Consider the following 26,254-nt stretch of genomic DNA (forward strand, 5'->3'; position numbering starts at 1 on the left):
GGGGTGCTTGCGGTGGGGACCCTGGCGGTCGCGGCGATTGTGTGGCGGTTCGGGCGGGGGCTGGGTGTTGCCGCCGTCGTGATCGTGGCCGGGTTGTGCCAGGTGCCTGGGTTGCTGCACGCGCCGATCACGAGTACGGACGCCTATCGGTACGTGTGGGACGGGCGGGTGCAGTTGGCCGGGCATTCGCCGTACGCCCACGTGCCGTTGGACGACTCGCTTGCCCAACTGCGGGATCCCGTGCTGTTCCCCGGACTGTCGCCGACGCAGAAGTCGGGCGTGACCGGACCGCCACGCGTGCCGACCGATCCGGACGCGCTCGCGAAGTACTCCGCCGACGACCCGCGCACGCGCATCAATCGGCCGTTGGTGCCGACGATCTATCCGCCGGTCGCGCAGGCCTACTTCACCGTGGTCGCGCTGTTCACCCCATGGTCCGTCGGCACGCTCGGCCTGCAGATAGCGGCCGCATTGCTCGCGATTGCACTCACCTGGCTACTCGCCGTACAAAATCCCCGGTGGGCCGCCTTGTGGGGTTGGTCACCGATCGTCGCTCTCGAGGCGGGTAACGCCGCGCACGTCGACGTCCTCGCAGCCCTGCTCATCACGGCCGCCGTCATCACCGCTGCGAAGCGCCCGAAGCTTGCTGCCGTCTTCCTCGGCGCGGCCGGTAGTGTCAAGCTCCTCCCGCTTCTCCTCCTCCCGGCCTTCCGCACCCGGCGGCCGATCGTTGCCCTCAGCACCTTCATCGCGTCGTACGTCCCGCATATCCTTGCCGTCGGCACCTTGGTGCTCGGTTTCCTGCCCGGTTACCTCAGCCAGGAAGGGTTCGACGACGGCAGCTCCAGATCGGCGATTCTCGCGCTCCTGCTGCCTCCTGAGGTCCGCCAGATCGTCGCCGCGCTGCTCGCACTCACCCTCGCCGTCCTCGCCTTCACCCGAACCAGACGCGACCCGCTCGCCCTCACCTGCTGCTGGCTGTACGGCGCCGCGCTGCTGATCGCCACGCCGACGTACCCGTGGTACGGCCTCCCGTTGATCGCGCTCGCCGCGCTCGCGCACCGCCCCGAATGGCTCGCCGTACCGATCGCGGCGTACCTCGCCTACGGGAGCTTCGGCCACGACACCCGGCAGGGCCTGATCTACCTCGCGGCCGGTGTCATCGTTGTCAGCGCGATTACGATCCGTCGCCGATTCGTTGCGGAATCAGGTTTGACTGCGGCCCGGTCGCCTGCCAACACTGGCGAGCGTGACGAAACGCATCGCCCTCGCGACCTCGGCCGAGCACGCTGAGTTGCACCCGAACGACCTCCCGCTCGTCGAAGCCCTCCGTACCGCCGGCTTCGATCCGGTGGCCGAGGTGTGGACCGACCCGTCCGTCGACTGGTCGGCGTACGACGCGGTCCTGCTCCGCACCGTCTGGGACTACCACCGGCGGTACGACGAGTTCACCGAGTGGCTCGCGCTGCTCGACAAGGCCGGCGTACCGCTGCTCAACGACTCCGGTCTGATCCGCTGGAACGGCGACAAGCGGTACCTGCTCGAGCTCCGCGAGCGCGGTGTCGCGATCGTGCCGTCCCAGGTCGCGGCCGGCGCGTGCCTGCGTGAGGTGGTGAGCGGGCTCGCCGGGCAGGAGATCGTGGTCAAGCCGACCGTCAGCGCGACCGCTCTGCACACCGTCCGCGGTGTCGCGGGCTCCGCCGAGTTCGACCGGACGCTGACCGAGCTGCCCGAGCTCGTGTACCTCGTGCAGCCCTTCCAGTCCGAGATCGTCGAGGACGGCGAGTGGTCGCTGATCTTCGTCGACGGCGAGTTCACCCACGCGGTGGTCAAGCACCCAGCCGCGGGTGACTACCGCGTCCAGGACGACTTCGGCGGCACCGTGACGCCGGCCGAGCCGACTGAGGTCGTACTCGACGGCGCCCGGACCGCGCTGCAGGCGGCCGGCCGCACGCCGGCGTACGCCCGCGTCGACGGCGTGGTCGTCAACGGCCGCTTCCTGCTGATGGAACTCGAACTGATCGAGCCGGAGCTGTTCTTCCCGCAGCACCCGGAAGCCGCAGAGAAGCTCGCCGCAGCAGTCGCGGCGCGCGTCTAGCTCGCAGCCGACTCGGGATGGCCGCGGCGACGCCCGTACAACAGGGTCTCGCCGGCGGCCGTTCCGGTGTACTTCGTCCGCCGGGCCCACTCGCGGCATTCCTCCAGCACCGGGCACGACTTAACGCACAGCTCACGGGCCTTGCTCTGCTCCCAGCGGGACGCGCTCTCGTCGTACGCCGGCGCCTGCCCGATACACGCGGCCCGGCTCATCCAGCGGTCGGCGGGATCCACGATCACGGTCAGGGTCGGCCTCATGACTCCGACCGTAGAACCCCCGCGACCGTCGGCAGCCTATGTCTCGAAATATGATCGGGTTACTGGACTTTTAAGGTCTGAGGTATGCCGACACTCGATGACATCCGCCAGGCCGCCCGGGAGCTCGAGGGACGGATCCACCGCACACCGATGCTGACCTCGTCGGCGCTGAACGAGCGATTCGGCGCCGACCTGGTGCTCAAGGCCGAGCTGTTCCAGAAGACCGGCAGCTTCAAGGTCCGCGGTCTGCTGACCAAGCTGCTCCGGCTCAGCGCCGCCGAGCGGGAGCGTGGCGTGATCACGGTCTCGGCCGGGAACGCGGCCGGTGCGCTCGCCTGGGCCGCACGGGACGCCGGCGTCCCGGCCACAGTCGTGATGGCGAAGACCGCCGTCCAGGCGAAGATCGACGCCGCCCGCGGGTACGGCGCGACCGTGGAGCTCGTCGAGGGTGACCTGATGGCGCAGTACGAGCGGATCAAGGACGAGCGAAGCTGACCGGTGTCCATCCGTTCGACGACGAGGACGTGATCACCGGACACGGGAGCCTCGGGCTCGAACTGCTGGCGGACCGGCCCGACCTCGGCACCGTCCTGGTGCCGGTGGGTGGCGGCGGGCTGATCTCGGGCGTCGCGACGGCGCTCAAGCTGGTGAAGCCGGAGATCCGCGTGATCGGGATCGAGCCTCAGCAAGCCGACGTGGTCAGCCGCAGCCTCGAGGCCGGCGAGCCGCAGCAGCTTGCCACGGCCCGATCGATCGCCGACGGCCTTGCCGCGCCTGTCTGCGGCACCCGCAACTTCCCGCTCATCCAGCGGTACGTCGACCAGATCGTCCGCGTGAGCGAGGACGCTCTTCTCGAGGCGACCCGTCTGGTCATGTCACGCACCAAGCTCGCCCTCGAACCGGCGGCAGCCGCTCCGTTCGCGGCGCTGCTCGAGGGCAGCATCCAGCTCGACCACACCACCACAGCCGCCACTGTCGTCAGCGGCGGCAACCTCGACGTGTCGAAACTGATGCTCTAGGCAGGGTCCAGCGCGGTGGCCAGCCTGGTTCGGCCCCGCGACGGTACGCCGTCACTCGGATCGTCGACCAGGCCGCCCCGGCGGACCGGGTCCCGTTCCGGCAGCAGGATGTCGCGGGCGACCACGAGCATCAGCCACAGCGTGCCGGCCATCCGCAGGATCACGGAGAACCAGTAGATCCGGTCCGGCACCTGCGGATCGCCAGGCGCCAGGAACTGGGCGAGATGCATCCACACCAGCATCCAGTAGAAGCACTCACAGGCCTGCCAGATCAGCCAGTCCCGCAAGCGCGGACGGGCCAGCGCGACCAGCGGCAGCAGCCACAGGACGTACTGCGGTGAGTAGACCTTGTTGATCAGCAGGAACGCCGCGACGACCAGGAACGCCAGCTGGGCGAACCGAGGCGGTCGTGGCGCCATCAGCCCGAGGATCGCGATCGACAGGCACAGGCCGGCGAAGATCACGATGTTCAGCTGGTTGACGTCCGCGACCTCGTGGTTGGCGAGTTTGAGGACGTACCAGATCGAGCCGTAGTCGCTCTCGCGCTGATCGTTGAACTGCCAGAACGACAGCCATTCGTTCTTCGCGAGCAGGTAGATCGGCGCGTTCACCAGACCCCACGCGACCCCGGCCGCGATCGCCGCCTGGAACCACGGCCACAGCTTCCGGCCGCGGATGCACACGATCAGCAACGGCCCGAGCAGGAGGAACGGATAGAACTTCGCCGCCGTCCCGAGCCCGAGCAGGATGCCGAACCACACCGGTTTACCGCGCGACCAGGCGAACATCGCGCCCGCTGTCAGCGCGACCGCGAACAGGTCCCAGTTGATCGTCGACGTCAGTGCGAGCACGGGCGCCGCAGCGACGTACAGGGCGTCCAGAGGCTGCCCTCGCGCGGCACCGGGACGGGTTTCGGCCCCGCGGGCCGTGGCGGCGGTGAAGCCGACGATCAGCAGTGCGCAGATGAACAGCATCACCATGTTGACCACGAAGAACACGCCGGCCGTGTCGCGCTTCTGCTCGACGGTGATGTCCTTCTTCGGGTCGCCGGTCATCAACCAGGTGATCCGCGCCGCGACCTCCATGAAGCCGCCGGTCAGCACCGGGTACTCGAGCACCGGGTAGTTGCCGGTGTCGAGGAACGGCCGATTGCCCTCGGCGAAACCGCGCTCCTGGTACAGGAAGCCGATGTCGGAGTAGCACAGCGCCTTGAACGGCCGCCAGCTCTGCCGGTCCCAGCCGGCCTCCATGCACGGCGCCTTCTGCAGGACGCCGAGCCCGAACGTGATCGTGCACACCGCGAGCGCGATCCGCAGCGGCGTCCACCAGGAGGAACCGGGCCGGGCGAACCGCCCGGACGGCCCACCGAGCCCAACGGTCAGGCCGGCGACGGCCGGATCATTCTCCGACGGCGCCTGCGCGAGCTCGCGTTGTGGTCCGGTCACGGTGGGCATCATCTCCTATCGGCTCACCTTGCGACCACCAGAGGTTACCCACCCGTGTCCAGGCGGGTTGAGGAGGTGTCCCCGCATGGCGTTCGCAGCGGGAGCTAGCCGGCCAGGAAGTCGCGCAGGACCTTCGCGCCCTCGTCGGCCGGCGGCAGCCAGACGGTGCCCTCGACGGCATCCGCGATCACGCGGTCGGTGACGAAGACCGTGCCGTCATACGCCCGCATCCGGCGCCGTACGTCCTGGCGGTCGATCCGGCCGTAGACCACGACGGCGTGCTTGATCCGGGCGGCGGTGAGCAGCGGCAGGTCGGCGATCAGGTCGTCGCTGCCCAGCACCGACTGCCAGTCCTCCATCAGGACATGCGTCACGCGATCCAGGTCGGGCAAGGTCAACGGGCGCCGGATGATCTCGGCACCCTCAATGTCCTGGAACCACGCCTTCGCGGCCTTGGAGCCGTTCGGTCCCAGCACCAGTCGGGGTACGACGTCCTCCTGGACGGGCGGGGCGCCGACCAGCTCGGCGTACAGGTCGCGCAGGTGACCGGCCTGGGTCTCCCAGGACATCTCGTCCCGCAACCCCGGGTCCGCGGCGCGTTCGCGATACGTCTCGGGGTCCTGCAGGACGGTCTTCACAGCAACGGCCAGCGCGTCCGGGTTCTCGGCCTCGAAGACCTCGCCGATACCGGTCTTGCCGACGAACTCCTCGAGCGTCGGCATGTCACTGGTCACCACCGGCAGCCCGGCGAACGTGTACTCGAAGACCTTGTTCGGCAGGGCCATCTCGTGGCTCGGGTACCGCAGGATCGGGATCAGCCCGACGTCCGCGGTCCGGAGGAAGTGGATCACGTCGTTCGGCGCGACCGGGTCGAGGTAGTGCACCCGGTCCTCGATCTGCAGGGACGCGCCGAGCGCCCGCAGCTCGTCGACGGGTCGCGTGCGAGCGTGCGGCACGCACACGACAGCCAGGTGGACGCCGGGCAGCAGCGGCAAGGCCTCCATCGCGGTCTCGACGCCGCGGGCCCGGGTGACCCCGCCGCTGTAGACCAGCAGGGGCACCTCGGCGGGCAGCCCGATCGTGGCGCGGATGTCGGTGATCCCGCTGTCGCGCTCGGACAGCTCCGGGCTGTTGATCACCACGGTCGGCTCGCGGTCCAGCTTGTGCCGCTTCTGCAGGGTCCGGGCGATCGCCGGGCTCACCGTGACCACCCGGTCCACGGTCCGGATGTACTCGGCCTCGTGCTGCGCCCAGGCCGCGATCATCCGCGGCGTGCGGCCGCCGTACTGCGACAGGCCGGGGACGTACTCGTGGGCGTCGTACACGACCTTCAGGCTGCGACCGCGGAGGTCGGCCCGGCCCGCGGCGCGCGAGGCGACCCCGATGACGTGCATGTCGTGGGCGTGCAGCGCGTCCGGCCGCAGCTGGTCGATCAGGTCGCCGAAGATCGCCTCGTAGTCGTCGGCCTCCGGAATGACCGAGCGCCACCTCACCAGACCGCTCCGGCCGGGCAGCCGGGTGTCCCACCACTGCCAGAAGTTGGTGGCCAGCTCGGCCTCGGTCTCGCCGAGCCAGGCGCGCGCCGACACCGCTGCCTGGGACAGCCGCAGGCGTCGGTGCCGGAGCGATCGGCGGGCCACCCCGGCCAGATGGGCGGCCGCACCGACCTGACCCGCCTTGCGCCGCGCCGTGGCTCGTCCGCGCTCAGCCTTCAGGTCCGCGAGCCGCGCCGCGACCCGGGCCGTCTCGACCCCTTCGGGCCGGACGTCGAACAACCGGCGGCCGCGGCGGAGCCGGCGCCGGCGGTTGCGCTCGTCCCGCAGGACGAAGTGGCCGGGCACGCGGATCATCACCACCTCGGACCGGCCGGACTTGCCGGACTTGCCGGACTTGCCGGACTTGCCGGACTGGATGGTGTCGATGGCGAGCCGGCCGGACGCGGACACTCCGAGCAGCGTGACCTGGTAACCGGCCTTGCCCAGCGCGACGGCCTCCTTGAGGACCCTGGTGTCGTTGGTGATGTCGTTCGCGACGATCATCACAATGCGAGGGACGTGCACACACTCTCCTGAGCCTTCGTGAGCGCAGGCGGGGAGTGCTGGAGCTCACAGCGGTGATTGCACGGTTCAACGACGGGGACGCCCGGTCGTTAGCACCGCGGGGACTTTCGCGTAGTCCCTGGCCACTTTCATGATGCCTCAAGCTTCAAGAAAGTTGCGACTTCAGCAAAATAGCGGTACAAACGTTTGGCTCGCCACTGTCAAGCGTTCAATTCAATCCGGCGGTTCCAGATGCGCCAGCCAGGTTGTGAGGATGCTCTCGAGTTGGGCCCGCTGGGCCGCGCTGAGCGGTTCGAGCAGCCGCTTCTCGTTTGCCATATGTGCGGCGAACGCCTTGTCGATCAGTCGGCGCCCGGCCGGGGTCAGGCGGACCACGCGACCGCGCCCGTCCTCGTCGCTGCGCCGCCGCCGGACCAGACCGGCCGCCTCGAGCCGATCGACCCGCTTGGTCACCGCGCCGGTCGTCACCATCGTGTGCAGCGCGATCTCCCCCGGCGCACGCTCGTACGGCGAACCCGCGCGCCGGAGCGCCGCGAGGACGTCGAACTCCCCCTCCGACAGCCCGTACTTCGCGTAGAGCAGCGTCAGCTCACCGGTGAGCTGATTCGCGATCCGGTGCAGCCGGCCGATCACCCCCTGCGGGCTGGTGTCGACATCCGGCCGCTCCGCCTGCCACTCCGCCTGGATCCTGGCCACGTGATCGGTCACGCGGACCACTATATCTTCCTGGGAAGCTATAGTGTTTTCCATGGAAGATACCTTCCGCTGGACCCTGGTCACCGCGATCGCACCGATTGCCTGGGGCACGAACTACTTCGTCACACACGAGTACCTGCCGACCGGACATCCCTTGTACGGCGCGGTGTTCCGTGCTCTGCCCGCCGGGTTCCTCCTGCTCTGCGTGGCCCGGCGTCTCCCCCGCGGCGTCTGGTGGTGGCGATCGCTGCTGCTCGGCGTCTGCAACATGGGCGCCTTCTTCGCGCTGATCTACCTTGCGTCCCAGCTGCTTCCGGTCAGCCTCGCGTCGACGATCATGTCCGCCTCGCCGCTCACGATGGCCCTCTTCGCCTGGGCGCTGCTCGCCGAACGACCGACCGTTCCGGTCCTGGCCGGCGCCGCGGCCGGAATCGCCGGCGTCTGCCTGCTCCTCGGCACCGGAACGACCGCCGTGAACCTGCGTGGCGTCGCCGCTTCGGTCGCGGCCCTCACCATGTCGTCCTTCGGCTACATCCTTGCCAAGAAGTGGGGACGAGCCGACGGCCCGATCGCGACCACCGCCTGGCAGCTGATCGCCGGCGGTCTGGTCCTGATCCCGTTCGCGGTGATCTTCGAGGGCGGCCCGCCTCACCTCGATCTGCCCGCGATCGGCGGTTTCGCGTACGTCGGCCTGGTCGCGACCGCTCTCGCGTTCACCACATGGTTCACGGGCCTGCGTCACCTCAGCGCAGCGTCCGTCGGGCTGATCGGGCTGCTCAATCCCGTGACCGGCGTACTGCTCGGCGTTCTGGTCTCCGGCGACGTGCTCACGCTTCAGCAGGTGCTCGGGCTGGGCCTCGTGCTGTTCGGGATCACGCTGAGCCGTCCACGTCGCGGATCGCGAGTTGAGGCCGGAAGGGCGGAGCCTTCTAAGGTTTATCGATGAACCTCGTGTGGCGGACGCCTGAGCTGACCCTGACCTTCGCGCTCGACGACGGCCCGGTCCGGCTGACCACCGGCACGGAGCCTGGGAGCCAGCCGCTGGTCGAGGTCTCCGCACTCGGACACGGGCGCTCCCCCGGCACGAACCGCCATGTCGACACGGTCCTTGGCCGGCGGCTCCGCTACGTCACCCACGAGGACTCCGGCGCCATGCTGCGGATCGTCCAGGAGGACGCGACCACCGGTCTTCGCGTGACGAGCGTCTTCGAGGCGGGGGCCGGCGTGCAGGCCTGGTCCGAGGCATCTCTCACGCGGCCCGGCGAACTCGTGCTGGACTTCCTCTCATCGCTCGTCGTCGGCTTGGACTCCGTCGACGCCGATCTGTACTCCGCCGCCAACGACTGGATGGCCGAGAACCGCTGGTCGGTGCAGTCGCTGCGTGCGGGCGGCGTACCGCAGATCGTCCGCGACCCGCACTACCCGGTGTCCAAGAGCCGGCACGCCGTGACCAGCACCGGCTCGTGGTCGACCGGCGAACGATTGCCGGTCGGCGTCCTCGTCGGTACGTCGTATGCCCTCGGCTGGCAGATCGAACACAACGGGCCGTGGCATTACGAGCTCGGCGAGAACCGGCGCGGCGGCTATCTCCTGCTCAGCGGGCCGACCTCGCAGGAGCACCAATGGACGCTACGGCTGACCGCGGACGAGACGTTCACCACAGTGCCGGTCTCGCTTGTCGCCGGAACTGATCGGGACAGCGTCTTCGCCGCGCTCACCCGTCAACGTCGTGCGGTGCGGAAGCGCCGGCCGGTCGACGACCGGATGCCGGTGATCTTCAACGACTACATGAACACGTTGATGGGCGATCCAACGACCGAGAAGCTGCTGCCGCTCATCGACGCCGCGGCGGAGGTCGGCGCGGACTACTTCTGCATCGACGCCGGCTGGTACGCCGAGGGCGACTGGTGGAGCACCGTCGGGGCGTGGCAGCCCTCGACCACCCGCTTCCCCGGCGGATTGGGCGAGGTGATCGACCGGATCCACCAACGCGGCATGGTGCCCGGCCTCTGGCTCGAACCCGAGGTGATCGGCGTCGACGCGCCGATCGCTCACGAGCTGCCCGACGACGCGTTTCTCACCGAGCAGGGCATCCGCGTCGCCGAGCACGGCCGGTATCTGCTCGACCTGCGCAACCCGTTGGCGCGCCGGCACCTCGACGACACGGTCGACCGGCTCGTCGCCGACTTCGGCATCGGCTTCTTCAAGTTCGACAACAACACGATGACCGGGCCGGGCACCGACAAGGGCGGTACGTCGCTCGGACACGGACTGCTCGAACACCAGCGGGCGCTGCTCGACTGGCTCGACGCACTGCAGGAGCGGCACCCCGAACTGCTGATCGAGAACTGCGCCTCCGGGGCGATGCGGATGGACTACGCGATGCTCTCGCGCCTGCATCTGCAGTCCACCTCCGACCAGCAGCACCCGTTGCTCTACGCAACAATCAGCGCCGCGGCGCCGGCCGCCGTACTGCCTGAGCAGGCCGGGCACTGGGCCTATCCGATCAGCGGGACGACGCGCGAGGAGTTCACGCTTGCGCTGGTGAACGGCGTGCTCGGTCGGCTCTACCTGTCGGGTCACCTGAACCGGATGACCGACGCCGAGCTGGAGCTGATCCGATCCGCGCTGGCGGCGCATCGCGACGTCCTGAAGGAGCTCGACACTCTCGTCCCTTGCTGGCCGCTCGGCCTGCCGGAGTGGACCGACGAGTGGGTGGCACTCGGCCTGACCGGCTCTCGATCCACCTATCTCGCCGTGTGGCACCGAAGCGCCGGCCCGGCCGAGGTGACGATCCCGCTGGCGCGCGGGACCGTCCGTCCGATCTTCCCGACCGACGCCGACGGCTGGACCACCACCTGGTACGACGACACCCTCGTCGTAGCGACCGAGCTGGCCGAGCCGTCGGCGCGAATCCTCCGGGTCGATCAGCTGGACGACACCGAGTAGGAGTTGCTGGTGAAGTTCAGGCCGCCGGACGACGACGTGATCTCGAAGCCGAACTGGACCTCGCCGACCGTGGCGTCACCCATCCAGCCCTGACCGCGGATCCAGTTCAGCACGGCCTTGACGTCGACCGACCCCGAGTTCGTGCTGGACGTGCGGACGAACGAGAACACCGCGTTGGCGCCGTTGCTGCCGCGGTAGACGTCCCAGGTCTGACCGCCGACGGAGACCGTGGTCTGCTTCGACCCGATCGCGCCGACCGCCCCCTGCTTGTTCATCCACAGCATGATCTCGTAGGCGTTGTTGTCGGCCCAGGTGTCGTACGTCGTTGCGCACCACTGCCCCAGACGTCATTGCGAACGGTGTACCCGCCGTTGGACCAGGTGCCGAACTTGTCCGACGACGACCAGGCCGCAGCGTCGGCCGGTGCCGCGGTCACCAGGCCGGCGGCCAGTACTGTCAGCACTGATGTTGCTGCTTTCCACCATCTCGGCATGTCGTTTCCTCTCGTTGGGGCGAACGCAGGGGAAGAACCGTGGGCGAGTGCAGGGGTATAAAGGGGTGTCGAAGCGCTTCGACTGGGGTAGAACTGGGGCAGGTCGAGGAAAGGGAGTGCGATGGTCACGATCGCCGACGTGGCCCGGCATGCCGGGGTCGCGGCCAGCACGGTGTCCTACGTGCTCAGCGGGAAGCGGACGATCTCGACCGACACCCGGGAGCGGGTGCAGCGCAGCGTCCACGCGCTCGGCTACCGCCCGAACGCGAGCGCCCGGGCGCTGGCCAGCCAGCGGTCCAACGTGCTCGCGCTGGTGATCCCGCTGCGGACCGGTATGCATGTCCCGGTGATGATGCAGTTCGCCACCGCGGTCGTGACCACGGCCCGCCGGTTCGATCACGACGTACTGCTGCTGACCGCCGACGAAGGACCGGACGGGCTGGAGCGGGTCGCGCAGAGCTCGCTGGTGGACGCGCTCGTCGTGATGGACGTCGAACTGCACGACGAGCGGGTCCCAGTGCTGCGCGAGCTGCCGATGCCGTCGGTGCTGATCGGATACCCCGACGACGCCGACGGCCTGACCTGCATCGACCTGGACTTCGTTGCCGCCGGCGCGCATTGTGTCGACCACCTGGCCGACCTCGGCCATCGCTCGCTGGCACTGCTCGGTACTCCGTCGGCCGTCTACGAGCGCCAGACCGGATTCGCCCAGCGAACGCTCACCGGATTCGTCGAGGCAGCCGAACGCCGCGGCGTGCTCGGGGTCGAAACGCCGTGTGAGCACACCTTCGACGCGATCCTGCACACGGTCGAGCAACTCCTCAGCGATCACCCGGACATCACCGGGCTGGTCGTCCAGAACGAGCCGATCATCGGCCCGCTGCTCGACGTGCTGCGCCGCCTCGGCCGCCGCGTCCCGGAGGACATGTCGCTGGTCGCGATCTGCGCGGACGACGTCGCCGAGCGGCAGGTCCCCCAGCTGTCGTCGGTCAGCATCCCGGCGGAACGGATCGGCGACCAGGCGGTCGAGTCGCTGATCGCGAAGCTCGAGGGTGGCGAGGTGCCGAGCCTGACGCTGGTCCCCCCGACGCTGACTGCCCGCGGCAGCACTTGCCCTCACGGCGACCTCACCACGGCATAACCGCCGGCCGGAACCGGCAGCTCGCCGGCGACCAACTCGCCTGCATCCCGTACGGCGAACTCTGCGTCTCCGTGGTTGAACAGAAAGGTCCAGGTGGTGTCGCCGGACCGTCGTCGTACGGTCTCCACCGGCGACGCCGGCAGCTCGAACAGCCGCGCCGCGGTGGCATCGTCCAGCTCGGTTGACACGTACCACGCCATACCTGCTCCGATCTGGCGGCGCGTGATCGCGGGCTTGCCGTCCAGCACTCCCCCGGCGTACCGATCGACGACCTCGGCTGACACCGCGTGCACGTCCTCGCTCCACAAGCGCCCGCGGCCGCCGGAGGAAAGGACGACCTCGCCGTCGTCGGGCAGCGGATGGAACTCCTCGACGCGCACGCCGAGCAGCTCGGTGAACGCACCGGGATACCCGCCGAGTCGGACCCGCAGATCGGGATCGACGATTCCGCTGAAGTACCCGACGACCAAGTCGCCGCCGTTCTCCACGTAGGCGGTGAGATTCGCCGCGGCATCGTCACTCACGAGATAGAGGCTGGGGGCAACGACCAGCTTGTAGGACGCCAGATCGTCGGTGGGGGCGGCGAAGTCGACCGTCACTCCCGCGCGCCAGAAATGCCGATGCGCGGAGCGGACGGCGGCCAGGTAGTCGAGCGACGACGAGGGCAGGTGGGTGCCTTGCATCGCCCACCAGCACTCGACGTCCCAGAGGATCGCGACGTCGGCCACAACGTTGCTCTCGGCAACCTCAGCCAGATGCGGCAGCTCCGATCCGAGCTGCGTGATCTCCCTGAACATCCGGCTGTCCGGGCCCGCGTGCGGCACCATCGCCGAGTGGTACATCTCCGCTCCGCCCCGCGACGCCCGCCACTGGAAGAACAGCGCACCCTGCGAGCCGCGGGCGATGTGGGAGAGGCTGTGTCGCGCCATCCGCCCCGGCTCCTTCGCGTGCATCCGGGGCCCGGTATTGAGCGTTCCCGCCGCCTGCTCCATCAACAGCCACGGCCTCCCACCGGCCCAGCCGCGGGCCAGGTCCGCACCGAAGGCCGTCTGCTCCTCGGCCCCGATCCCGGCTTGATCCGGATAGTGGTCAATGGCAACGACATCTACCTCGGCGGCCCACCGCGCATGGTTCACCGGAACCCAGTTGCCGAACACGAAGTTCGTGGTGATCGGCAATGCCGACACCTTCCGCAGCTCGGTCTTCTGCTCGAGATACGCGGCCAGCAGCTCGTCCGACCAGAAGCGCCGGAAGTCCAGGTACTGCGTCGGATTCACCAGGTACTGCGTCTTTCGTGGCGGCTCGACGTCCGTCCACTCGGCGTAGCCCTGACTCCAGAACGCGGTCGTCCACGCCTCGTTCAATCGGTCGAGCGTGCCGTAGCGCTCCCGTAGCCACTCGCGGAATCGTGCCGCAGCCAACGAGCAGTAGCAGACCGTCCCGTACTCGTTGTGCACATGCCACATCGCCAGTGCCGGGTGATCGTGATAGCGCTCGGCGAGCGTCCGCGCGATCCCGCGCGCGGCCTCGCGGTACGCCGGCGCGCACACGCAGTACGTGTCCCGGCTGCCGTGCGTGAGCCGTACGCCGTCCGCTGTCACCGGCAGCGCCTCGGGGTGCAGCCGGCTGAACCACGGCGGTGGCGACGCGGTCGGCGTCGCCAGATCGACGCTGACGCCATCGTCGTACAACTGGTCGAGAACCTGGTCCAGCCAGGTGAAGTTGTACTGCCCCGGAGACGGTTCCAGGGTCGACCAGGAGAAGACGCCGACGGTGACCAGGTTCACGCCGGCCTGACGCATCAGGTCGACGTCCTCCTTCCACACCGCCGGATCCCACTGCTCCGGGTTGTAGTCGCCGCCGTACCAGAGTCTCGTCATACCGGCTCGCCGTACGGAATCCCGAAGCCGTTGGTGGACAGGTACACCCGTCCGTACACCCGCGGATCGCCGGCGATCGCCTCACCGGTGGACGCGTACTGGTGCCGGTCGTCGTTCACGCGCACCCACGAGGCGCCGCTGTCGTCCGACCGGAAGATGCCGCGGACGCCGGCCACCTTCCCCGATGTGTACGCAGCCATGTCCCGGTGACGGGGCGCGGCCTTGCCGAAGCCGATGGTGTAGGCCTCATCGATTGATGTCACGGGAAAGTACGTTAGCCCGCTGTCGACCGACCGATACAGACCGCCGGCGCCCGCGGCTAGCCAGCAATGCCCGGCCCGATCGAGCACGGTCTCCAGCTTGCCGGCCCCGGTCGGCAGACCGATCGCGGTCGCGGTGAAGGAAGCGCCGCCGTTCGTACTGACGTACGCCGTACCGGTGGCTGGATCGAATCCGTAGAACAACCTGCCGTCGACCCGGTCACCGACGACAGCGGCCTTGACCGGCAGCCCCGTGACTGCGGTCCACGTCGCGCCACGATCGCGCGAGTAGTGCGCAACCAGGTCGTCCGGCGCCCAGACGATCGTCCGCGCGTCCGTGCTGATCGCGATCCGGCCGGGTTGCGTCATCGGTGCCGGCTCCCCGGTGAACGGCTGCCAACTCACCCCGGCGTCGGTCGAGTAGGCGCCGCGCTCCCCCGCGTTCGCGTCCGCCAGCCGGACCACGAATCCCGGTGCTCGAGCGGCGTAATCCAGGCTCGGCGAGGTTCCACTGACCGGATTCGACGCCTGTCCGTCCGGCGGCACCCGGTCCAGCCGGTCGTGGCGATACACCCCGATGTCGCCGAGCGCGCTGATCAGCGGCGGTCCCCAGGGCGGACTGATCAGGTCGAGTACGGCGGTCTCCTCCAGGCCCTGCGCACGGACAGACCAGTGGGTACTGCGGCCCGCCTCGGCCTCGGTCGCGTCGTCGGTGCCGAAGATCGTCGCACCGGTGACGTAGAGGACCTTGGCCGAGTCGAACGGGTCGATCGAGATGTCGCCGATCATCCAGCCGAGCTTCGGTGTCCCGTGGAAGTTCAGGTACGGCGCTCCCGACGTGTCGAGCACGATCCGCTCGCCGATCGAGGACCAGGTCCGTCCGCCGTCGACCGATCGGAAGATGTCGTCCACCGGACCCCACCGGCCCATCGTCGCCACCATCACGGTGCCGGGCCGACGCGGATCCGTGGCGAGGCCGGCGTACCCGAACCCGGCCTCGCCGCCGGTGTTCGGCCGCAGCGGGGTGATGTCGGTCCACTCACCGGTGGCGGTGTCCAGTTTGTGCACGGCGCCGTCGTACATCTCGTACGGACCCGGCAGGTCGCCGTAGCTCACGTAGATGTTGCCATCGGCCCCTAGCTCGCCGTGGTGTGGCAACAGTCCTGTCGGTTGGCCGGGGATCGGCGCCCAGGTCACACCGGCGTCGGTGCTGCGGTACAACCCGGCCGCGGCATCGGCCACACCCGCGTAGATCGTGCCGTCGCGTGGGTCGAAGAAGACGAAGCCGATCCCGATACCGCGCGTGCCGGTGTCCGGGAAGCTGTCGACCCGCGCCCAGGTGACGCCGCGATCGGCGCTGCGCCACAGTCCCTGGTTGCGGGTCCCGAGGAACAGGATCCGGCCGTCGTTCGGGTCGACAACCAGCCGCTCACCCATCGACCGGCCGGGTTCGTTGCCGCCGAGTTTGAACGGCAGGTCGGTCCGCACGAACGTCCGGCCCTGATCAACGGAGCGAAGGATCGCCCCGTTGATCGGAGACCAGTCGTTGGTATAGGTGCCGACGGCAAGGTACAGCCACCGCGGGTCCGCCGGGTCGATGGTCAGACTCTCGACGCCGGTCCAGTTCCAGTCGTCCCAGCCGATCCAGTGCAGCAGTTGCACCCAACGCTGGGTGCGATTGTCGAACCTGACCGCACCGCCGATGTCGGTGCGCGCGTAGATCAGCCCGCGCCGGCCCGGATGGTGGGTGATTCCGGTGACGAAGCCGCCGCCGACGATCTCGACGTTTCGCCAGCGATACCTGTTCGACGCAGCGGCCTGGGCGTGACCGGCGGTCGCCGCGAGCATCGCCGTACCGGTGCCGAGGGCAAGGAACTGCCGTCGCGTGCTCATCCCTTCACCGCGCCGATGATGACGCCCTTGGTGAAGTGCCGCTGGATGAACGGGTAGACGAGGAGGACCGGGACGATCGCGATCACGACGATCGCCATCTTGATGGCCAGACCGGGTGCCGGCTGCATGCCGAGGCCGGTGCCGGTCGCTATGCCGCCGGCGCCGGTCGGCAGGGGTTGCTGCTGCACGATGTACGTCCGCAACACCATCTGCAACGGCCACTTGTTGTTGTCGTTGATGTACAGCAGCGCGTTGAAGAACGCGTTCCAGTAGCCGACGGCGTAGAACAGGCCGACAACCGCGACGACGGCCTTCGACAGCGGCATGACGATTCGGCGGAGGATGGCGAACTCGCCCGCGCCGTCGATCCGCGCGCTGTCGATCAGCTCCCCCGGAATGCCCATGAAGAACGAGCGCATCACGATCAGGTTGAACGCCGAGATCGCGGTCGGCAGGATCAGCGACGCGTAGTGGTCGATCAGGCCGAGCGAGTTCACCAGCAGATAGCTCGGGATGATGCCCGGCCCGAACAGGAACGTCAGCAGTACGACGAACAGCAGCGGCCGATGGAACACCGACCCCGGCCGCGACAATCCGTACGCCGCCAGCACGGTGATCCCGAGACTGAACGCCGTGCCGACTGCCGTGATCAACACGCTGATCAGCAACGCCCTCGTGACCACACCGCCGGACAGCAGTTGCACGTACGCCGCCACGGTCAGCTCGCGTGGTACGACGACCAACCCGCCGGCGCGGGTCACCGCTTCCGTGCTGGACAGGCTTGTCACCACCACGACGTACAGCGGGAACGCCACCGCCAAAGCGATCAGCGTCAGTACGACCGGCTTGCTCAGCCGACCGATCGCGGTCGGTTCCTCTTCCCAGACAGCTCTTGCGGTCATGAGCGCGAATACACCCCCTGCTCGCCCACCAGGTGAGCGAATCGGTTGGCCACCAGGACCAGGACGAGGCCGATCACCCCTTTGAAGAGACCGGCTGCGGCGCCGTACCCGAAGTCGCCGACGAGCAGGCCCTGGTAGTACACATACGTGTCGAGCACCTCGGCGGCGCCTCCGCCGACGGCGCTGCGTTGCAGGATGAACTGCTCGAAGCCGACCGTCAGCGCATCGCCGAGGCGCAGGATCAGGAGCAGGACGATCACCGGACGCAGGCCGGGCAGCGTGATGTGCCAGAGCCGGCGCCAGCGGTTGGCTCCGTCGGCCGCGGCGGCTTCGTAGAGTGCGGGATTGATGGTGGAGAGGGCCGCGAGGAAGACGATCATCCCCCAGCCCGCGTCCTTCCAGACCGACTGGGCGGTGACCAGCAGGATGAACGTGTCCGGCTTCGTCATCAGGTCGACTGCCGAGTGTCCGTGATCCCGCAGCGTCTGCGCCAGCAGGCCGGCGCCGCCGATCATCTGCTGGAACAACGACACGACCAGCACCCAGGAGAAGAAGTGCGGCAGGTAGACGATGCCTTGGACAACGTTGCGGATCTTTGCCGACAGCACGCTGTTCAGCAGCAGGGCCAAGGCAATCGGGATCGGGAAGAAGAAGATCAGCTGGACCGCGGTGATGGACAGGGTGTTCGCGACCGCCCGCCAGAACGCCGGCTCGGAGAACATCCGGCTGAAGTTCGCGAACCCGATGAACTCGCTGCCCCGGATCCCGGCGTACGGCGAATAGTCCTGGAAGGCGATCACGTTGCCGAGCGTCGGAAAGTAATGGAACACACCCAGCAACACGATCACCGGCAACACCATCACCAACAACGGCCAATCCCGCCGCAACCGATGCCGGAACCGCATGCCGGAACGCTTCTCGGACCTCGCCGGAGCCGCCTGCCGAGCCGCCCGCTCCGGGGGCTTAACGACCGTTGTCACTGAGGACCTTGGCGTAGAAGTCGCGGCCTTCGTTGCCGCCGTTGGTCTGCCATTGTTTGACCGCCGTCTTCAGCTCGCTGACCGGCTTACGGCCGCGGAAGATGTCCTGGAGCGCGTCGTCGAACGGCTGGTACAGCGCGGCCATCTTGGCCGGCTGCTCGACCCGGATCCCGTCGAACAGGTTCTTCTCGCGGACCTTCGCCGCCGCGTTCTGCCAAGCACTCATCGACTGCACGTACCCCGGGTATTCGCTCTCGGTGATCGCCGTCGGACGGCCACCCAGGAAGATGTACGTCTGCGAGACCTCCTTCTGCCCGAGTGCGGTGAGCTTCGGAGCGCCGGTGGCCTGCTTCACGTAGTGCTTGCCCTCGACCCCGTAGTTGTAGAGCACGTACTCCTCGGTTCCGAACGGCGCCGACGTGTAGTTCATGACGCCGAGCAGCTCCTTCACCCGCTGCTCGCCGACCCCCTTCTTCACGAAGGTGAAGATGCCGGCCGGATCACCGCCCCAGGTGATCGGCGCACCGCCGTCGTGAGCGAACGGCATCACCGGCTGCGGGTTGAACTTCGGGTTGATCGTCTGCTGCCGCTGCAACGCCTCGTGCCAGCCGCCCAGCCCGTTCTGCCGGATCACGAACTTGCCGCCCTCGAACAGCGCGTTCTCGTCCGCACCGGCGTTCGCGACCACCTCCGGATGCACGTACCCCGACTGGAACAGCCTGCGAACGAACGCCACCGACTCCTCGAACTCCGGAGTCTCGATCTTGTTCACCAGCTTGCCGCTGGAGTCCTTGCGCCAGCTGCCCGGCGCCCCGAACATCCGGGCCATCTCGTCGGCGACCGAGCCGAACGCCCACCGGCCCGCCTTCGCGTCGGTGAGCTGCTTGCCGAGCGCCAGTACTTCGTCGGCGTTCTTCGGCGGCTGCGCGCCGACCTGGTCGAAGATGTCCTTGCGGTAGAACAGCGCCCACGGGAACCCGTCCGAGGGGAACGGCACTGCCTTCAGCTGGGAGTTCCACACGCCGTACGCCCAGGCACGGGTCGGCAGGTTGGCCAGCATCGGGTACTCCGCCGCCTTGTCACCGGCCAGGTACGGCGTGAGGTCCTCGAACAGCTTGTCCACGGCCTGACCGAACCGGGTCAACCCGGAGATGTTCCAGCCCGGGATGCAGAGCAGCTCGGGCACGTTGCCGGCCGCGAGGATCGGGCCGAGCTTGTCGCCGTAGTCATTGCCGTTGAGGATGTTGAACCGGACCGGCGCCCCGATCCGCTCGTTGTTCGCGTCGTAGTAGGAGTTCTTGCCGAGGCCGGGCGGCATCGGGCTCCACAGCGGCGTCATCGCCGAGACTTCCTTGCCGCTCGGCACCATCTTGTCGGGCACAGCCCGCTTCAGCTCGCTCGGATAGTGCGAGAAGCCGGGCGACGCGCCGTTCTCGCCGGGCAGGTCCGGCTTCACCGGCTCGTACGCGATGAACTTCGGCAGCAGGCCGGACAACTTGTCCTCGGTCTCGGCCCGGCCGCTCGTGCTGGATCCCGAACTGCTGTTGGAGCAGCCGGTCAGTGTGACACCGCCGGCGGCCGCGGCACCGACGCCGAGCAGGGAGATGAAGGTCCGGCGCCTGGTGCCGCCGATCTCTGGTCCGGTCACGTTGCATCCCCTAGAATTAGTTGGGCTGGTAGCCAAACAAATTAGCTCAGAGCCGACGGGGCGACAAGGTGTAGAACTAGGTTGTGTTCGGCGATGCGCCGGCGTGGCATCAGCACACACAACCTCGCGCAGGACTCGATCGAGGGACGGACCTTGACCACACAGACCGCGGACCACACCCATATCCGCGCGACCAACCTGGCCGCGGTGCTGGGCTACCTGCGCCGCCAGGCACCCTGTTCGCGGGCCGCGATCGCCACCGGGACCGGTCTCAACAAGGCGACCGTGACCAGCATCGTCGGGGATCTGCTCGAGCGCCGCCTGGTCCGCGAGACCCAGCAGACCCAGAACCACGTCGGCCGCCCGGCGACGCTGCTCGTGCTCGACGGATCGGCGTACGCGACCATCGGGCTCGAGGTGAGCGCCCGTGGCCTGACCGCGCTGGGCTGCGACACCGCCGGAGAGCAGGTACTGCGTTGGCACCGTGCCGGACCGGGTGTGGACGCCGGGCCCGCGAAGACGATCGCGGCGCTGGCCAACCTGGCCCGCCGGGCGGTGACCGCCGTGCAGTCGTCCGGTCGACAGGTGCTCGGCATCACGGTGGGCGTGCCAGGGCTCGTGAATCGCGACGGCGCCGTCGTACTGGCCGCGGGCCTGGGCTGGCGGGACGTGCCGATGCGGGCGGAGCTCGCAGCGGCACTCGGACGGCCGGACATCCCGGTGACGGTCGACAACGACGCGTCGCTGGGCGTGCTGGCCGAGCATCTCTACGGCCCGCACGCCGGCACCAGGAACCTGATCCGGCTGACCGGGGACACCGGTGTCGGGGCAGGGATCATCGTCGACGGCAAGCCGCTCGAAGGCCACCTCGGGTACGTCGGGGAGATCGGCCACCTGCGCCTGGTCCCGGACGGGCCTCGCTGTGGATGCGGTCGACGGGGCTGTCTCGAGGCGCTGGCGAGTCTGCCGTCGATCATGGCCCGGACAGATCTGACCGACAGCGATCCGCAACTCCAACTCGAGGAACTGATCCGGCGCGCGGACGCCGAGGAGCCCACGGTCACGCAGGTCCTCGCCGAAGCCGGCGGCTATCTGGGTCAGGGCATCGCCGCGCTCGTCAATATCCTCAACCCCGAGGTCGTCGTCCTCGGCGGCGCCTACGCCCTCCTCGCAGACCACCTCACCCCCGCGCTCGACAAGGCACTCCGCGAGGCGACGATCGCCCCCGACGCCGGCGGGTGCACAGTGCTCGCGTCGACGCTCCCCGACACCGCCACTCCCCTGGGCGCCGCCGCTCAGGCTCTGACCCCCCTCACCCAAGGGCGGCTCCCGGCCCGCTAGCCCTGCCGACGGCACGGTAAGCGCCTACCCCGAGCGACCCCGCGAGGTCTTGACCGTCGGCGCTCAGGATGCAACCCTCTGTTCACGCCCGATCTGTCGAAGCGCTTCGATCAACTGTCGACGATGATCGTTCGAAGCGCTTCGACACACAGCCCGTGGAGTCGATCGCCGATGAGAACTCCAGCTCCTCCCCTGTTCCGTGATCCGGCCCGGCCGACCGGCGCGCGGATCGACGATCTGCTCGCCCGGCTCACCCCGGACGAGAAGGTCGCGCTCCTGCACCAGTACCAGCCGCCCGTCCCGCGGCTCGGCCTGCACGCGTTCCGCACCGGCACCGAGGCGCTGCACGGCGTCGCCTGGCTCGGGCCGGCGACGGTCTTCCCGCAGGCGATCGGCCTCGCCAGCACCTGGAACCCGGAGCTGGTCCGGGCCGTCGGCGCCGCGGTCGGTGACGAGGTCCGCGTATTCCACCACAAGGACCCGGCCGGTGTCGGCCTCAACGTCTGGGCCCCGGTGGTCAACCCGCTCCGCGACCCGCGCTGGGGCCGGAACGAGGAGGGGTACGCCGAGGATCCCTGGCTGACCGGAGTCGTCGCGACCGCGTACGGACGCGGGCTCGCCGGCGACGATCCGTCGTACCTCAGGACCGCTCCGACGCTCAAACACTTCCTTGCCTACAACAACGAGACCGATCGCTGCACGACCTCGAGCAACCTGCCGCCGCGGGTCCTGCACGAGTACGAGCTGCCGGCGTTCCGCGCCCCGATCGAGTCCGGCGCAGCGGTCGGGGTGATGCCGTCCTACAACCTGGTGAACGGACGGCCTGCGCACCTGAGCCCGCTGATCAACGACGTACTCCGCACCTGGACCGGCGACGACGTGCTGGTCGTCAGCGATGCCTACGCGCCCAGCAACCTGTTCGGTCTGCAGCAGTACGCGCCCGACGGCGCGACCGCGTACGCCGCCGCGGTCAAGGCCGGCGTGGACAGCTTCACGCAGGACGACACCAACTCGACCCCGACGATCGACCGACTCCGCGAGGCGCTCGAACGCGGTCTGCTCACGTGGGCAGACATCGACACCGCAGTACGGCGCGTGCTCGCGATCCGGCTCCGGCTCGGCGAGTTCGACCCGCCCGAACTCGATCCGTACCGCGGTCTCGAGCCTGATCTGGTCAATTGTCCCGCCCATCGCGAGCTGGCCCAGGACGCCGCACGTCAGGCGATCGTCCTGCTCAAGCACGAGTGCCAGGTCCTGCCCCTCACCGACTCCGTCCAGGGGATCGCCGTCATCGGACCGCTCGCCGGCGCCGTCAGGGAGGACTGGTACGCCGGAACGCTGCCGTACCAGATCACTGCGCTGGACGGCATCGTCGAGCGACTCGGCCGCGACCGCGTCCAGTACTGCGAGGGCGTCGACCGGGTCACGCTCCGGATCGCCGACTCCTCGTCGTACCTGATGGTCGGCCCGGACGCCGTACTGCGAGCCGACCGGGAGCCGGGCGAGTTCGACCTGTTCGACTGGGGCGGGGACGCATTCGCGTTGCGGTCGGTGCAGAACGGGCAGCACCTGAGTGTGAGCGACGACGGGGAACTCGTCGCCGATCAGCCCGGTCCCAACGGCTGGGAAGTCAAGCAGACGTTCAGGTTCGAGCAGCTGGCCGGAACCGTGCTGATCCAGCACCTGCACAGCGGCCGGTACCTCCACGTCGACGCGGAAGGTGCGATCAGCCTGGCCGAGCAGGCGACCCCGTTCACGCTCGACGTCGTCGTCGACGGGGCCGCACAGGCAGCCGTCATCGCCGCCCGCGCCGACGTCGCGATCGTTGTCGCCGGCAACCACCCGTTGGTGAACGGCCGGGAGACGGAGGATCGTGACAGCCTCGACCTCCCGGCGGCCCAGGACCGGCTGATCCGGCAGGTCCACGCCGCGAACGCGCGCACGGTGCTCGTGCTCAGCAGCAGCTATCCGTTCGCGATCGGCTGGGCGCAGCAGCACCTGCCGGCGGTCCTCTGGTCCGCGCACGGTGGGCAGGAGTACGGCCGCGCGCTGGCCGACGTACTGTTCGGCGACCACGACCCGGCCGGACGACTGACCCAGACCTGGTACGACTCCGCGGCGGACCTCCCCGACCTCCTCGACTACGACATCATCACCACCGACGCGACATACCTGTATTACCGGGGTACGCCGCTCTACCCCTTCGGTCACGGCCTGAGCTACACGAGCTTCAGGTACGCCGAGCTGCGGCTGAGCGCTCCGTCGATCGCATCCGACGACGAGGTCCGAGTCACGTTCACGGTGACCAACACCGGTGACCGGCCGGGCACCGAGGTGGCCCAGCTGTACACCCGTCAACAGCGTTCACGAGTCAAACAACCGCTCCGGCAGCTCCGTGGTTTCCGCCGGTTGACGCTCGCCCCCGGAGAGAGCGCCGAAGTCGAGTTGACCGTCGCCGCGGCCGACCTCGGATTCTGGGACGTGACGCGGGACCGCCACTGCGTCGAGTCGGCACGCCACAGCGTCATGGCCGGCCGGTCCAGCACGGACCTTCGACTGACCACGACCCTCGACGTCCGCGGCGAACGCATCCCGTCGCGGACGCTCGCACTGGCTGCGACCAGCTTCGACGAGTACTGCGGAATCACTCTGTCCGACGAGACGACCGTCTCACTGGAACCCCAAGCCTGGTTGGCGTTTCACGACGTCCAGCTGAACTCGGAAACAGCTGTCGACGTCACCGCCGCCAACCGCGGGACCGGATCGGCGACGATCGAGCTCCGCCTCGACGATCCGTTGCACGGGGAGCTCCTCGGCACGGTCCGACCCACAACTCAGCTCATGCCGATCACCGGGCAACTCGTCCCGGTGACCGGCGTACACACGCTCTATGCGGTCTTCTCGGCAGCGGACGTGGTGCTCGAGAGCTTGACGGTGTAGCGCTCGCACACACCCTCGACCACGCGCGACTCGATCTCACCGTCGCGCAGGGTCAACTCGATCACGGCAGCCACTCCCCCGTCGGCGTCGGGCAGCTCGACCACGGTCGTCTGCCCCTCGCTCGGCGCGAACCAGCGCAGCTCGACCCCGTCGGCCCAGTCGTACTCCGGCCGGTCGTCGACCGCCCCGATCGGGATGACGGCACCCTCACGCACGAACAAAGGCACGCTGTCGAACGCGTGGGTCTGCTGCACCCAGCCCGGACCCGACAGCACCTCGCCGGTCAGCAGCGACGTCCATCGTCCGCGCGGCAGGTAGAACGAGACGTCGCCGTCCACGCTCATCACCGGCGCAACCAGCAGATCGGGACCGAGCATGTACTGGCGATCCAGATAGGCGACCGCCGGATCGTCGGGGAACTCCAGAACCATCGGCCGCATCATCGGCACGCCGTCCTGATGCGCCTCGGCGGCAGCCATCATCAGGTACGGCATCAACGACAGCTTCAGCTTGGTGAACTTCCGCAGTACGTCGACCGCCTCGTCGTCGAACGCCCACGGCACCCGGTACGACGACGAGCCGTGCAATCGCGAGTGCGACGAGAGCAGCCCGAACGCCACCCAGCGCTTGAAGATCGCGGGATCAGGCAGGCCCTCGAAACCGCCGATGTCGTGGCTCCAGTACCCGAAGCCCGACGCGGCCAGCGAGAGCCCGCCGCGCAACGACTCTGCCATCGCCTCGAACGTCGACTCGCAGTCGCCACCCCAGTGCACCGGGAACTGCTGCCCGCCGGCCGTCGCGGAACGGGCGAACAGCACGGCTTCGCCCTCGCCCCGGTTCTCCTCGAGCAGTCCGAACACGGCCGCGTTGTAGAGCTGCGCGTAGTAGTTGTGCATCCGCTCCGGATCGGATCCGTCGTGCCAGACGACATCGGTCGGGATGCGCTCGCCGAAGTCGGTCTTGAAGCAGTCGACGCCCAGATCGATCAGGACTTGCAGCTTCGAGCGGTACCACGCGGTCGCATCCGGGTTGGTGAAGTCGACGATCGCCATCCCGGCCTGCCACATGTCCCACTGCCAGACCGAGCCATCCGGTCGCTTGACCAGATAGCCGAGCCGACTGCCCTCCTCGAACAACACCGACCGCTGCGCGATGTACGGGTTGATCCACAGGCTGACGCGCAGACCGCGATCCTTCAGCCGCCGGACCATGCCGGCCGGATCCGGGAACGCGACCGGATCCCACAGGAAGTCACACCAGTGGAACTGCCGCATCCAGAAGCAGTCGAAATGGAACACGCTCAACGGAAGGTCCCGCTCAGCCATCCCGTCGACGAACGCGCTCGTCGTCTCCTCGGTGTAGTCCGTGGTGAACGACGTCGACAGCCACAGCCCCATCGACCACGCCGGCACGCGTGCGGGCCGCCCGGTCAGTGCTGTGTAGCGGCGGAGGACGTCCTTCGGGGTCGGACCGGCGAAGACGTAGTACCCGAGCTCCTGGCCCTCGACGCTGAACTGGTTGCGGGACGTGACCTCCGAGCCGACCTCGAACGACACGCGGGCCGGGCTGTCGACGAGTACGCCGTACCCCTTGCTGCTCAAGTAGAACGGCACGTTCTTGTACGCCTGCTCGCTCGACGTACCGCCGTCGGCGTTCCAGCTGTCGACGATCTGACCGTTCTTCACGAACGCACCGAAGCGTTCCCCCAGACCGTAAATCGTCTCGCCGACACCGAGCGCCAGTTGTTCGTGGACGTACTGCTTGCCATCGGCATCGGTAATCAGGCCGACGCTCCGCGCACCCGAGTTCGTCAGCGGCCGGCCGTCCTGCTCGAACCGCACGTCCCACGGCCCGTCGAGCGCGATCACCACGCTCAGCTCACCGGAGGTCAACCGCGCCTCGGCGGCACCGACATCCACCTTCACCGGATGATCGTCGTCGGTATTCAAGCGGTACGCCGGGCGCGCGGGCAGGCCACCGAGATGGTGGGCGATCCGGACCCCGATCACGCCGCGCGCCGGCGAGGAGAACGTCACAGTGAACAGCGGCTGGTTGAGCGTGTCGCCGCGCCGCTCGATCCGCTTGGCCGGCGCGAACACGGTCAGCTCCCGGTCCCCCGGCTGCACGCTCTCGACCTCGGCCGGCCGCAACCGCGTCATTCCCGCCCGGAGCTGCCAGTACCCGTCGCTGAACTTCATCGTGGCCAGCCTCTCCCGGAGGGTGTTGAAACACTGTGCAGAACACTGTCGAAG

Annotated in this window: 20 protein-coding genes; 9 read left to right on the top strand and 11 right to left on the bottom strand. The window is 68.5% G+C overall.

Going from position 1 to position 26,254, the window contains the following annotated elements:
* Positions 1 to 12 precede the first annotated feature (12 nt).
* Complete coding sequence (locus EV653_RS14465) at positions 13 to 1,293, top strand: glycosyltransferase 87 family protein (protein WP_166679391.1); 1,281 nt, start codon at positions 13 to 15, stop codon at positions 1,291 to 1,293.
* Positions 1,250 to 2,098 (top strand): ATP-grasp domain-containing protein, encoded by an 849-nt coding sequence (locus tag EV653_RS14470; protein ID WP_134102854.1) that lies wholly within the window; start codon positions 1,250 to 1,252, stop codon positions 2,096 to 2,098. The genes EV653_RS14465 and EV653_RS14470 overlap by 44 nt, the downstream gene beginning before the upstream one ends.
* On the opposite strand, the gene EV653_RS14475 is transcribed toward EV653_RS14470, so the two are convergent.
* Positions 2,095 to 2,355 carry a WhiB family transcriptional regulator gene (locus EV653_RS14475; protein ID WP_134102857.1) on the bottom strand — a complete coding sequence of 87 codons (261 nt, stop codon included), beginning with the start codon at positions 2,353 to 2,355 and terminating at the stop codon, positions 2,095 to 2,097. The genes EV653_RS14470 and EV653_RS14475 overlap by 4 nt on opposite strands.
* Positions 2,356 to 2,439: 84 nt before the next feature.
* On the opposite strand from EV653_RS14475, the gene EV653_RS42475 reads away from it, so the two are divergent.
* Together EV653_RS42475 and EV653_RS42480 are read left to right on the top strand one after the other, a co-directional pair.
* The gene (locus tag EV653_RS42475) at positions 2,440 to 2,850 is read left to right on the top strand and encodes a pyridoxal-phosphate dependent enzyme (protein WP_255510729.1); all 411 of its coding nucleotides are present in this window, start codon (positions 2,440 to 2,442) and stop codon (positions 2,848 to 2,850) included.
* A gap of 29 nt (positions 2,851 to 2,879) precedes the next feature.
* The gene (locus EV653_RS42480) at positions 2,880 to 3,374 is read left to right on the top strand and encodes a pyridoxal-phosphate dependent enzyme (protein WP_255510730.1); all 495 of its coding nucleotides are present in this window, start codon (positions 2,880 to 2,882) and stop codon (positions 3,372 to 3,374) included.
* Here EV653_RS42480 and EV653_RS14485 read toward each other — a convergent pair.
* From EV653_RS14485 to EV653_RS14495, 3 genes are all read right to left on the bottom strand, one after another.
* Complete coding sequence (locus tag EV653_RS14485; RefSeq protein ID WP_134104263.1) at positions 3,371 to 4,828, bottom strand: glycosyltransferase family 87 protein; 1,458 nt, start codon at positions 4,826 to 4,828, stop codon at positions 3,371 to 3,373. The genes EV653_RS42480 and EV653_RS14485 overlap by 4 nt on opposite strands.
* Positions 4,829 to 4,923: 95 nt before the next feature.
* On the bottom strand, positions 4,924 to 6,879 hold the full coding sequence (locus tag EV653_RS14490; protein ID WP_134102860.1) for a glycosyltransferase family 4 protein: 1,956 nt from the start codon (positions 6,877 to 6,879) through the stop codon (positions 4,924 to 4,926).
* A gap of 213 nt (positions 6,880 to 7,092) precedes the next feature.
* Entirely contained in the window at positions 7,093 to 7,587 is a 495-nt protein-coding gene (locus EV653_RS14495; protein WP_238159734.1) for a MarR family winged helix-turn-helix transcriptional regulator, read from the bottom strand.
* 40 nt (positions 7,588 to 7,627) lie between these two features.
* Here EV653_RS14495 and EV653_RS14500 point away from each other — a divergent pair, with 40 nt between their 5' ends.
* Positions 7,628 to 8,521, top strand: coding sequence for a DMT family transporter (locus EV653_RS14500; protein WP_134102866.1), 894 nt, complete (start codon positions 7,628 to 7,630; stop codon positions 8,519 to 8,521).
* The gene (locus EV653_RS14505; RefSeq protein WP_134102869.1) at positions 8,518 to 10,524 is read left to right on the top strand and encodes a glycoside hydrolase family 36 protein; all 2,007 of its coding nucleotides are present in this window, start codon (positions 8,518 to 8,520) and stop codon (positions 10,522 to 10,524) included. Before EV653_RS14500 ends, EV653_RS14505 begins: the two co-directional genes overlap by 4 nt.
* Here the strand turns inward: EV653_RS14505 and EV653_RS42090 are convergent.
* Positions 10,503 to 10,799: a GH12 family glycosyl hydrolase domain-containing protein gene (locus EV653_RS42090; RefSeq protein ID WP_238159735.1), complete on the bottom strand. Its 297-nt coding sequence runs from the start codon at positions 10,797 to 10,799 to the stop codon at positions 10,503 to 10,505. The two genes, EV653_RS14505 and EV653_RS42090, sit on opposite strands and share 22 nt — an antisense overlap.
* 339 nt (positions 10,800 to 11,138) lie before the next feature.
* Between EV653_RS42090 and EV653_RS14515 the strand changes: the two genes are divergently transcribed.
* Positions 11,139 to 12,158: a LacI family DNA-binding transcriptional regulator gene (locus EV653_RS14515; protein ID WP_134102872.1), complete on the top strand. Its 1,020-nt coding sequence runs from the start codon at positions 11,139 to 11,141 to the stop codon at positions 12,156 to 12,158.
* On the opposite strand, the gene EV653_RS14520 is transcribed toward EV653_RS14515, so the two are convergent.
* From EV653_RS14520 to EV653_RS14540, 5 genes are read right to left on the bottom strand one after another with little or no spacing between them, the layout of a single operon-like run.
* Positions 12,134 to 14,038, bottom strand: a complete 1,905-nt coding sequence (locus EV653_RS14520) for a beta-galactosidase (protein ID WP_134102875.1) — start codon at positions 14,036 to 14,038, stop codon at positions 12,134 to 12,136. The genes EV653_RS14515 and EV653_RS14520 overlap by 25 nt on opposite strands.
* Positions 14,035 to 16,191, bottom strand: a complete 2,157-nt coding sequence (locus tag EV653_RS14525; protein ID WP_134102878.1) for a carbohydrate-binding protein — start codon at positions 16,189 to 16,191, stop codon at positions 14,035 to 14,037. The genes EV653_RS14520 and EV653_RS14525 overlap by 4 nt, the downstream gene beginning before the upstream one ends.
* The gene (locus EV653_RS14530; protein WP_134102881.1) at positions 16,188 to 17,093 is read right to left on the bottom strand and encodes a carbohydrate ABC transporter permease; all 906 of its coding nucleotides are present in this window, start codon (positions 17,091 to 17,093) and stop codon (positions 16,188 to 16,190) included. The genes EV653_RS14525 and EV653_RS14530 overlap by 4 nt, the downstream gene beginning before the upstream one ends.
* Positions 17,090 to 17,998 (bottom strand): ABC transporter permease, encoded by a 909-nt coding sequence (locus tag EV653_RS14535; RefSeq protein WP_134102884.1) that lies wholly within the window; start codon positions 17,996 to 17,998, stop codon positions 17,090 to 17,092. Before EV653_RS14535 ends, EV653_RS14530 begins: the two co-directional genes overlap by 4 nt.
* 58 nt (positions 17,999 to 18,056) lie before the next feature.
* Complete coding sequence (locus tag EV653_RS14540) at positions 18,057 to 19,721, bottom strand: extracellular solute-binding protein (RefSeq protein ID WP_134102887.1); 1,665 nt, start codon at positions 19,719 to 19,721, stop codon at positions 18,057 to 18,059.
* A gap of 93 nt (positions 19,722 to 19,814) precedes the next feature.
* Here EV653_RS14540 and EV653_RS14545 point away from each other — a divergent pair, with 93 nt between their 5' ends.
* Both EV653_RS14545 and EV653_RS14550 read left to right on the top strand, forming a co-directional pair.
* Complete coding sequence (locus tag EV653_RS14545) at positions 19,815 to 21,062, top strand: ROK family transcriptional regulator (protein WP_166679392.1); 1,248 nt, start codon at positions 19,815 to 19,817, stop codon at positions 21,060 to 21,062.
* A 171-nt stretch (positions 21,063 to 21,233) separates the two neighbouring features.
* The gene (locus EV653_RS14550; RefSeq protein ID WP_134102890.1) at positions 21,234 to 24,002 is read left to right on the top strand and encodes a glycoside hydrolase family 3 protein; all 2,769 of its coding nucleotides are present in this window, start codon (positions 21,234 to 21,236) and stop codon (positions 24,000 to 24,002) included.
* Here the strand turns inward: EV653_RS14550 and yicI are convergent.
* The gene (yicI, locus tag EV653_RS14555; protein WP_134102892.1) at positions 23,951 to 26,200 is read right to left on the bottom strand and encodes an alpha-xylosidase; all 2,250 of its coding nucleotides are present in this window, start codon (positions 26,198 to 26,200) and stop codon (positions 23,951 to 23,953) included. The two genes, EV653_RS14550 and yicI, sit on opposite strands and share 52 nt — an antisense overlap.
* Positions 26,201 to 26,254 lie beyond the last annotated feature (54 nt).

Origin of the sequence: Kribbella pratensis, assembly GCF_004365355.1 — a bacterium.
Taxonomy (GTDB): domain Bacteria; phylum Actinomycetota; class Actinomycetes; order Propionibacteriales; family Kribbellaceae; genus Kribbella.

Bases quoted from the DNA above. Each gene is read 5' to 3' on its own strand.
- EV653_RS14515 (WP_134102872.1), top strand. From the start codon at position 11,139: ATGGTCACGATCGCCGACGTGGCCCGGCATGCCGGGGTCGCGGCCAGC.
- EV653_RS14535 (WP_134102884.1), bottom strand. From the start codon at position 17,998: ATGCGGTTCCGGCATCGGTTGCGGCGGGATTGGCCGTTGTTGGTGATG.
- EV653_RS42475 (WP_255510729.1), top strand. From the start codon at position 2,440: ATGCCGACACTCGATGACATCCGCCAGGCCGCCCGGGAGCTCGAGGGA.
- EV653_RS14505 (WP_134102869.1), top strand. From the start codon at position 8,518: ATGAACCTCGTGTGGCGGACGCCTGAGCTGACCCTGACCTTCGCGCTC.
- EV653_RS14545 (WP_166679392.1), top strand. From the start codon at position 19,815: ATGCGCCGGCGTGGCATCAGCACACACAACCTCGCGCAGGACTCGATC.
- EV653_RS14525 (WP_134102878.1), bottom strand. From the start codon at position 16,191: ATGAGCACGCGACGGCAGTTCCTTGCCCTCGGCACCGGTACGGCGATG.
- EV653_RS14520 (WP_134102875.1), bottom strand. From the start codon at position 14,038: ATGACGAGACTCTGGTACGGCGGCGACTACAACCCGGAGCAGTGGGAT.
- EV653_RS14475 (WP_134102857.1), bottom strand. From the start codon at position 2,355: ATGAGGCCGACCCTGACCGTGATCGTGGATCCCGCCGACCGCTGGATG.
- EV653_RS14500 (WP_134102866.1), top strand. From the start codon at position 7,628: ATGGAAGATACCTTCCGCTGGACCCTGGTCACCGCGATCGCACCGATT.
- EV653_RS14530 (WP_134102881.1), bottom strand. From the start codon at position 17,093: ATGACCGCAAGAGCTGTCTGGGAAGAGGAACCGACCGCGATCGGTCGG.
- yicI (WP_134102892.1), bottom strand. From the start codon at position 26,200: ATGAAGTTCAGCGACGGGTACTGGCAGCTCCGGGCGGGAATGACGCGG.
- EV653_RS42090 (WP_238159735.1), bottom strand. From the start codon at position 10,799: ATGAACAAGCAGGGGGCGGTCGGCGCGATCGGGTCGAAGCAGACCACG.
- EV653_RS14485 (WP_134104263.1), bottom strand. From the start codon at position 4,828: ATGCCCACCGTGACCGGACCACAACGCGAGCTCGCGCAGGCGCCGTCG.
- EV653_RS14550 (WP_134102890.1), top strand. From the start codon at position 21,234: ATGAGAACTCCAGCTCCTCCCCTGTTCCGTGATCCGGCCCGGCCGACC.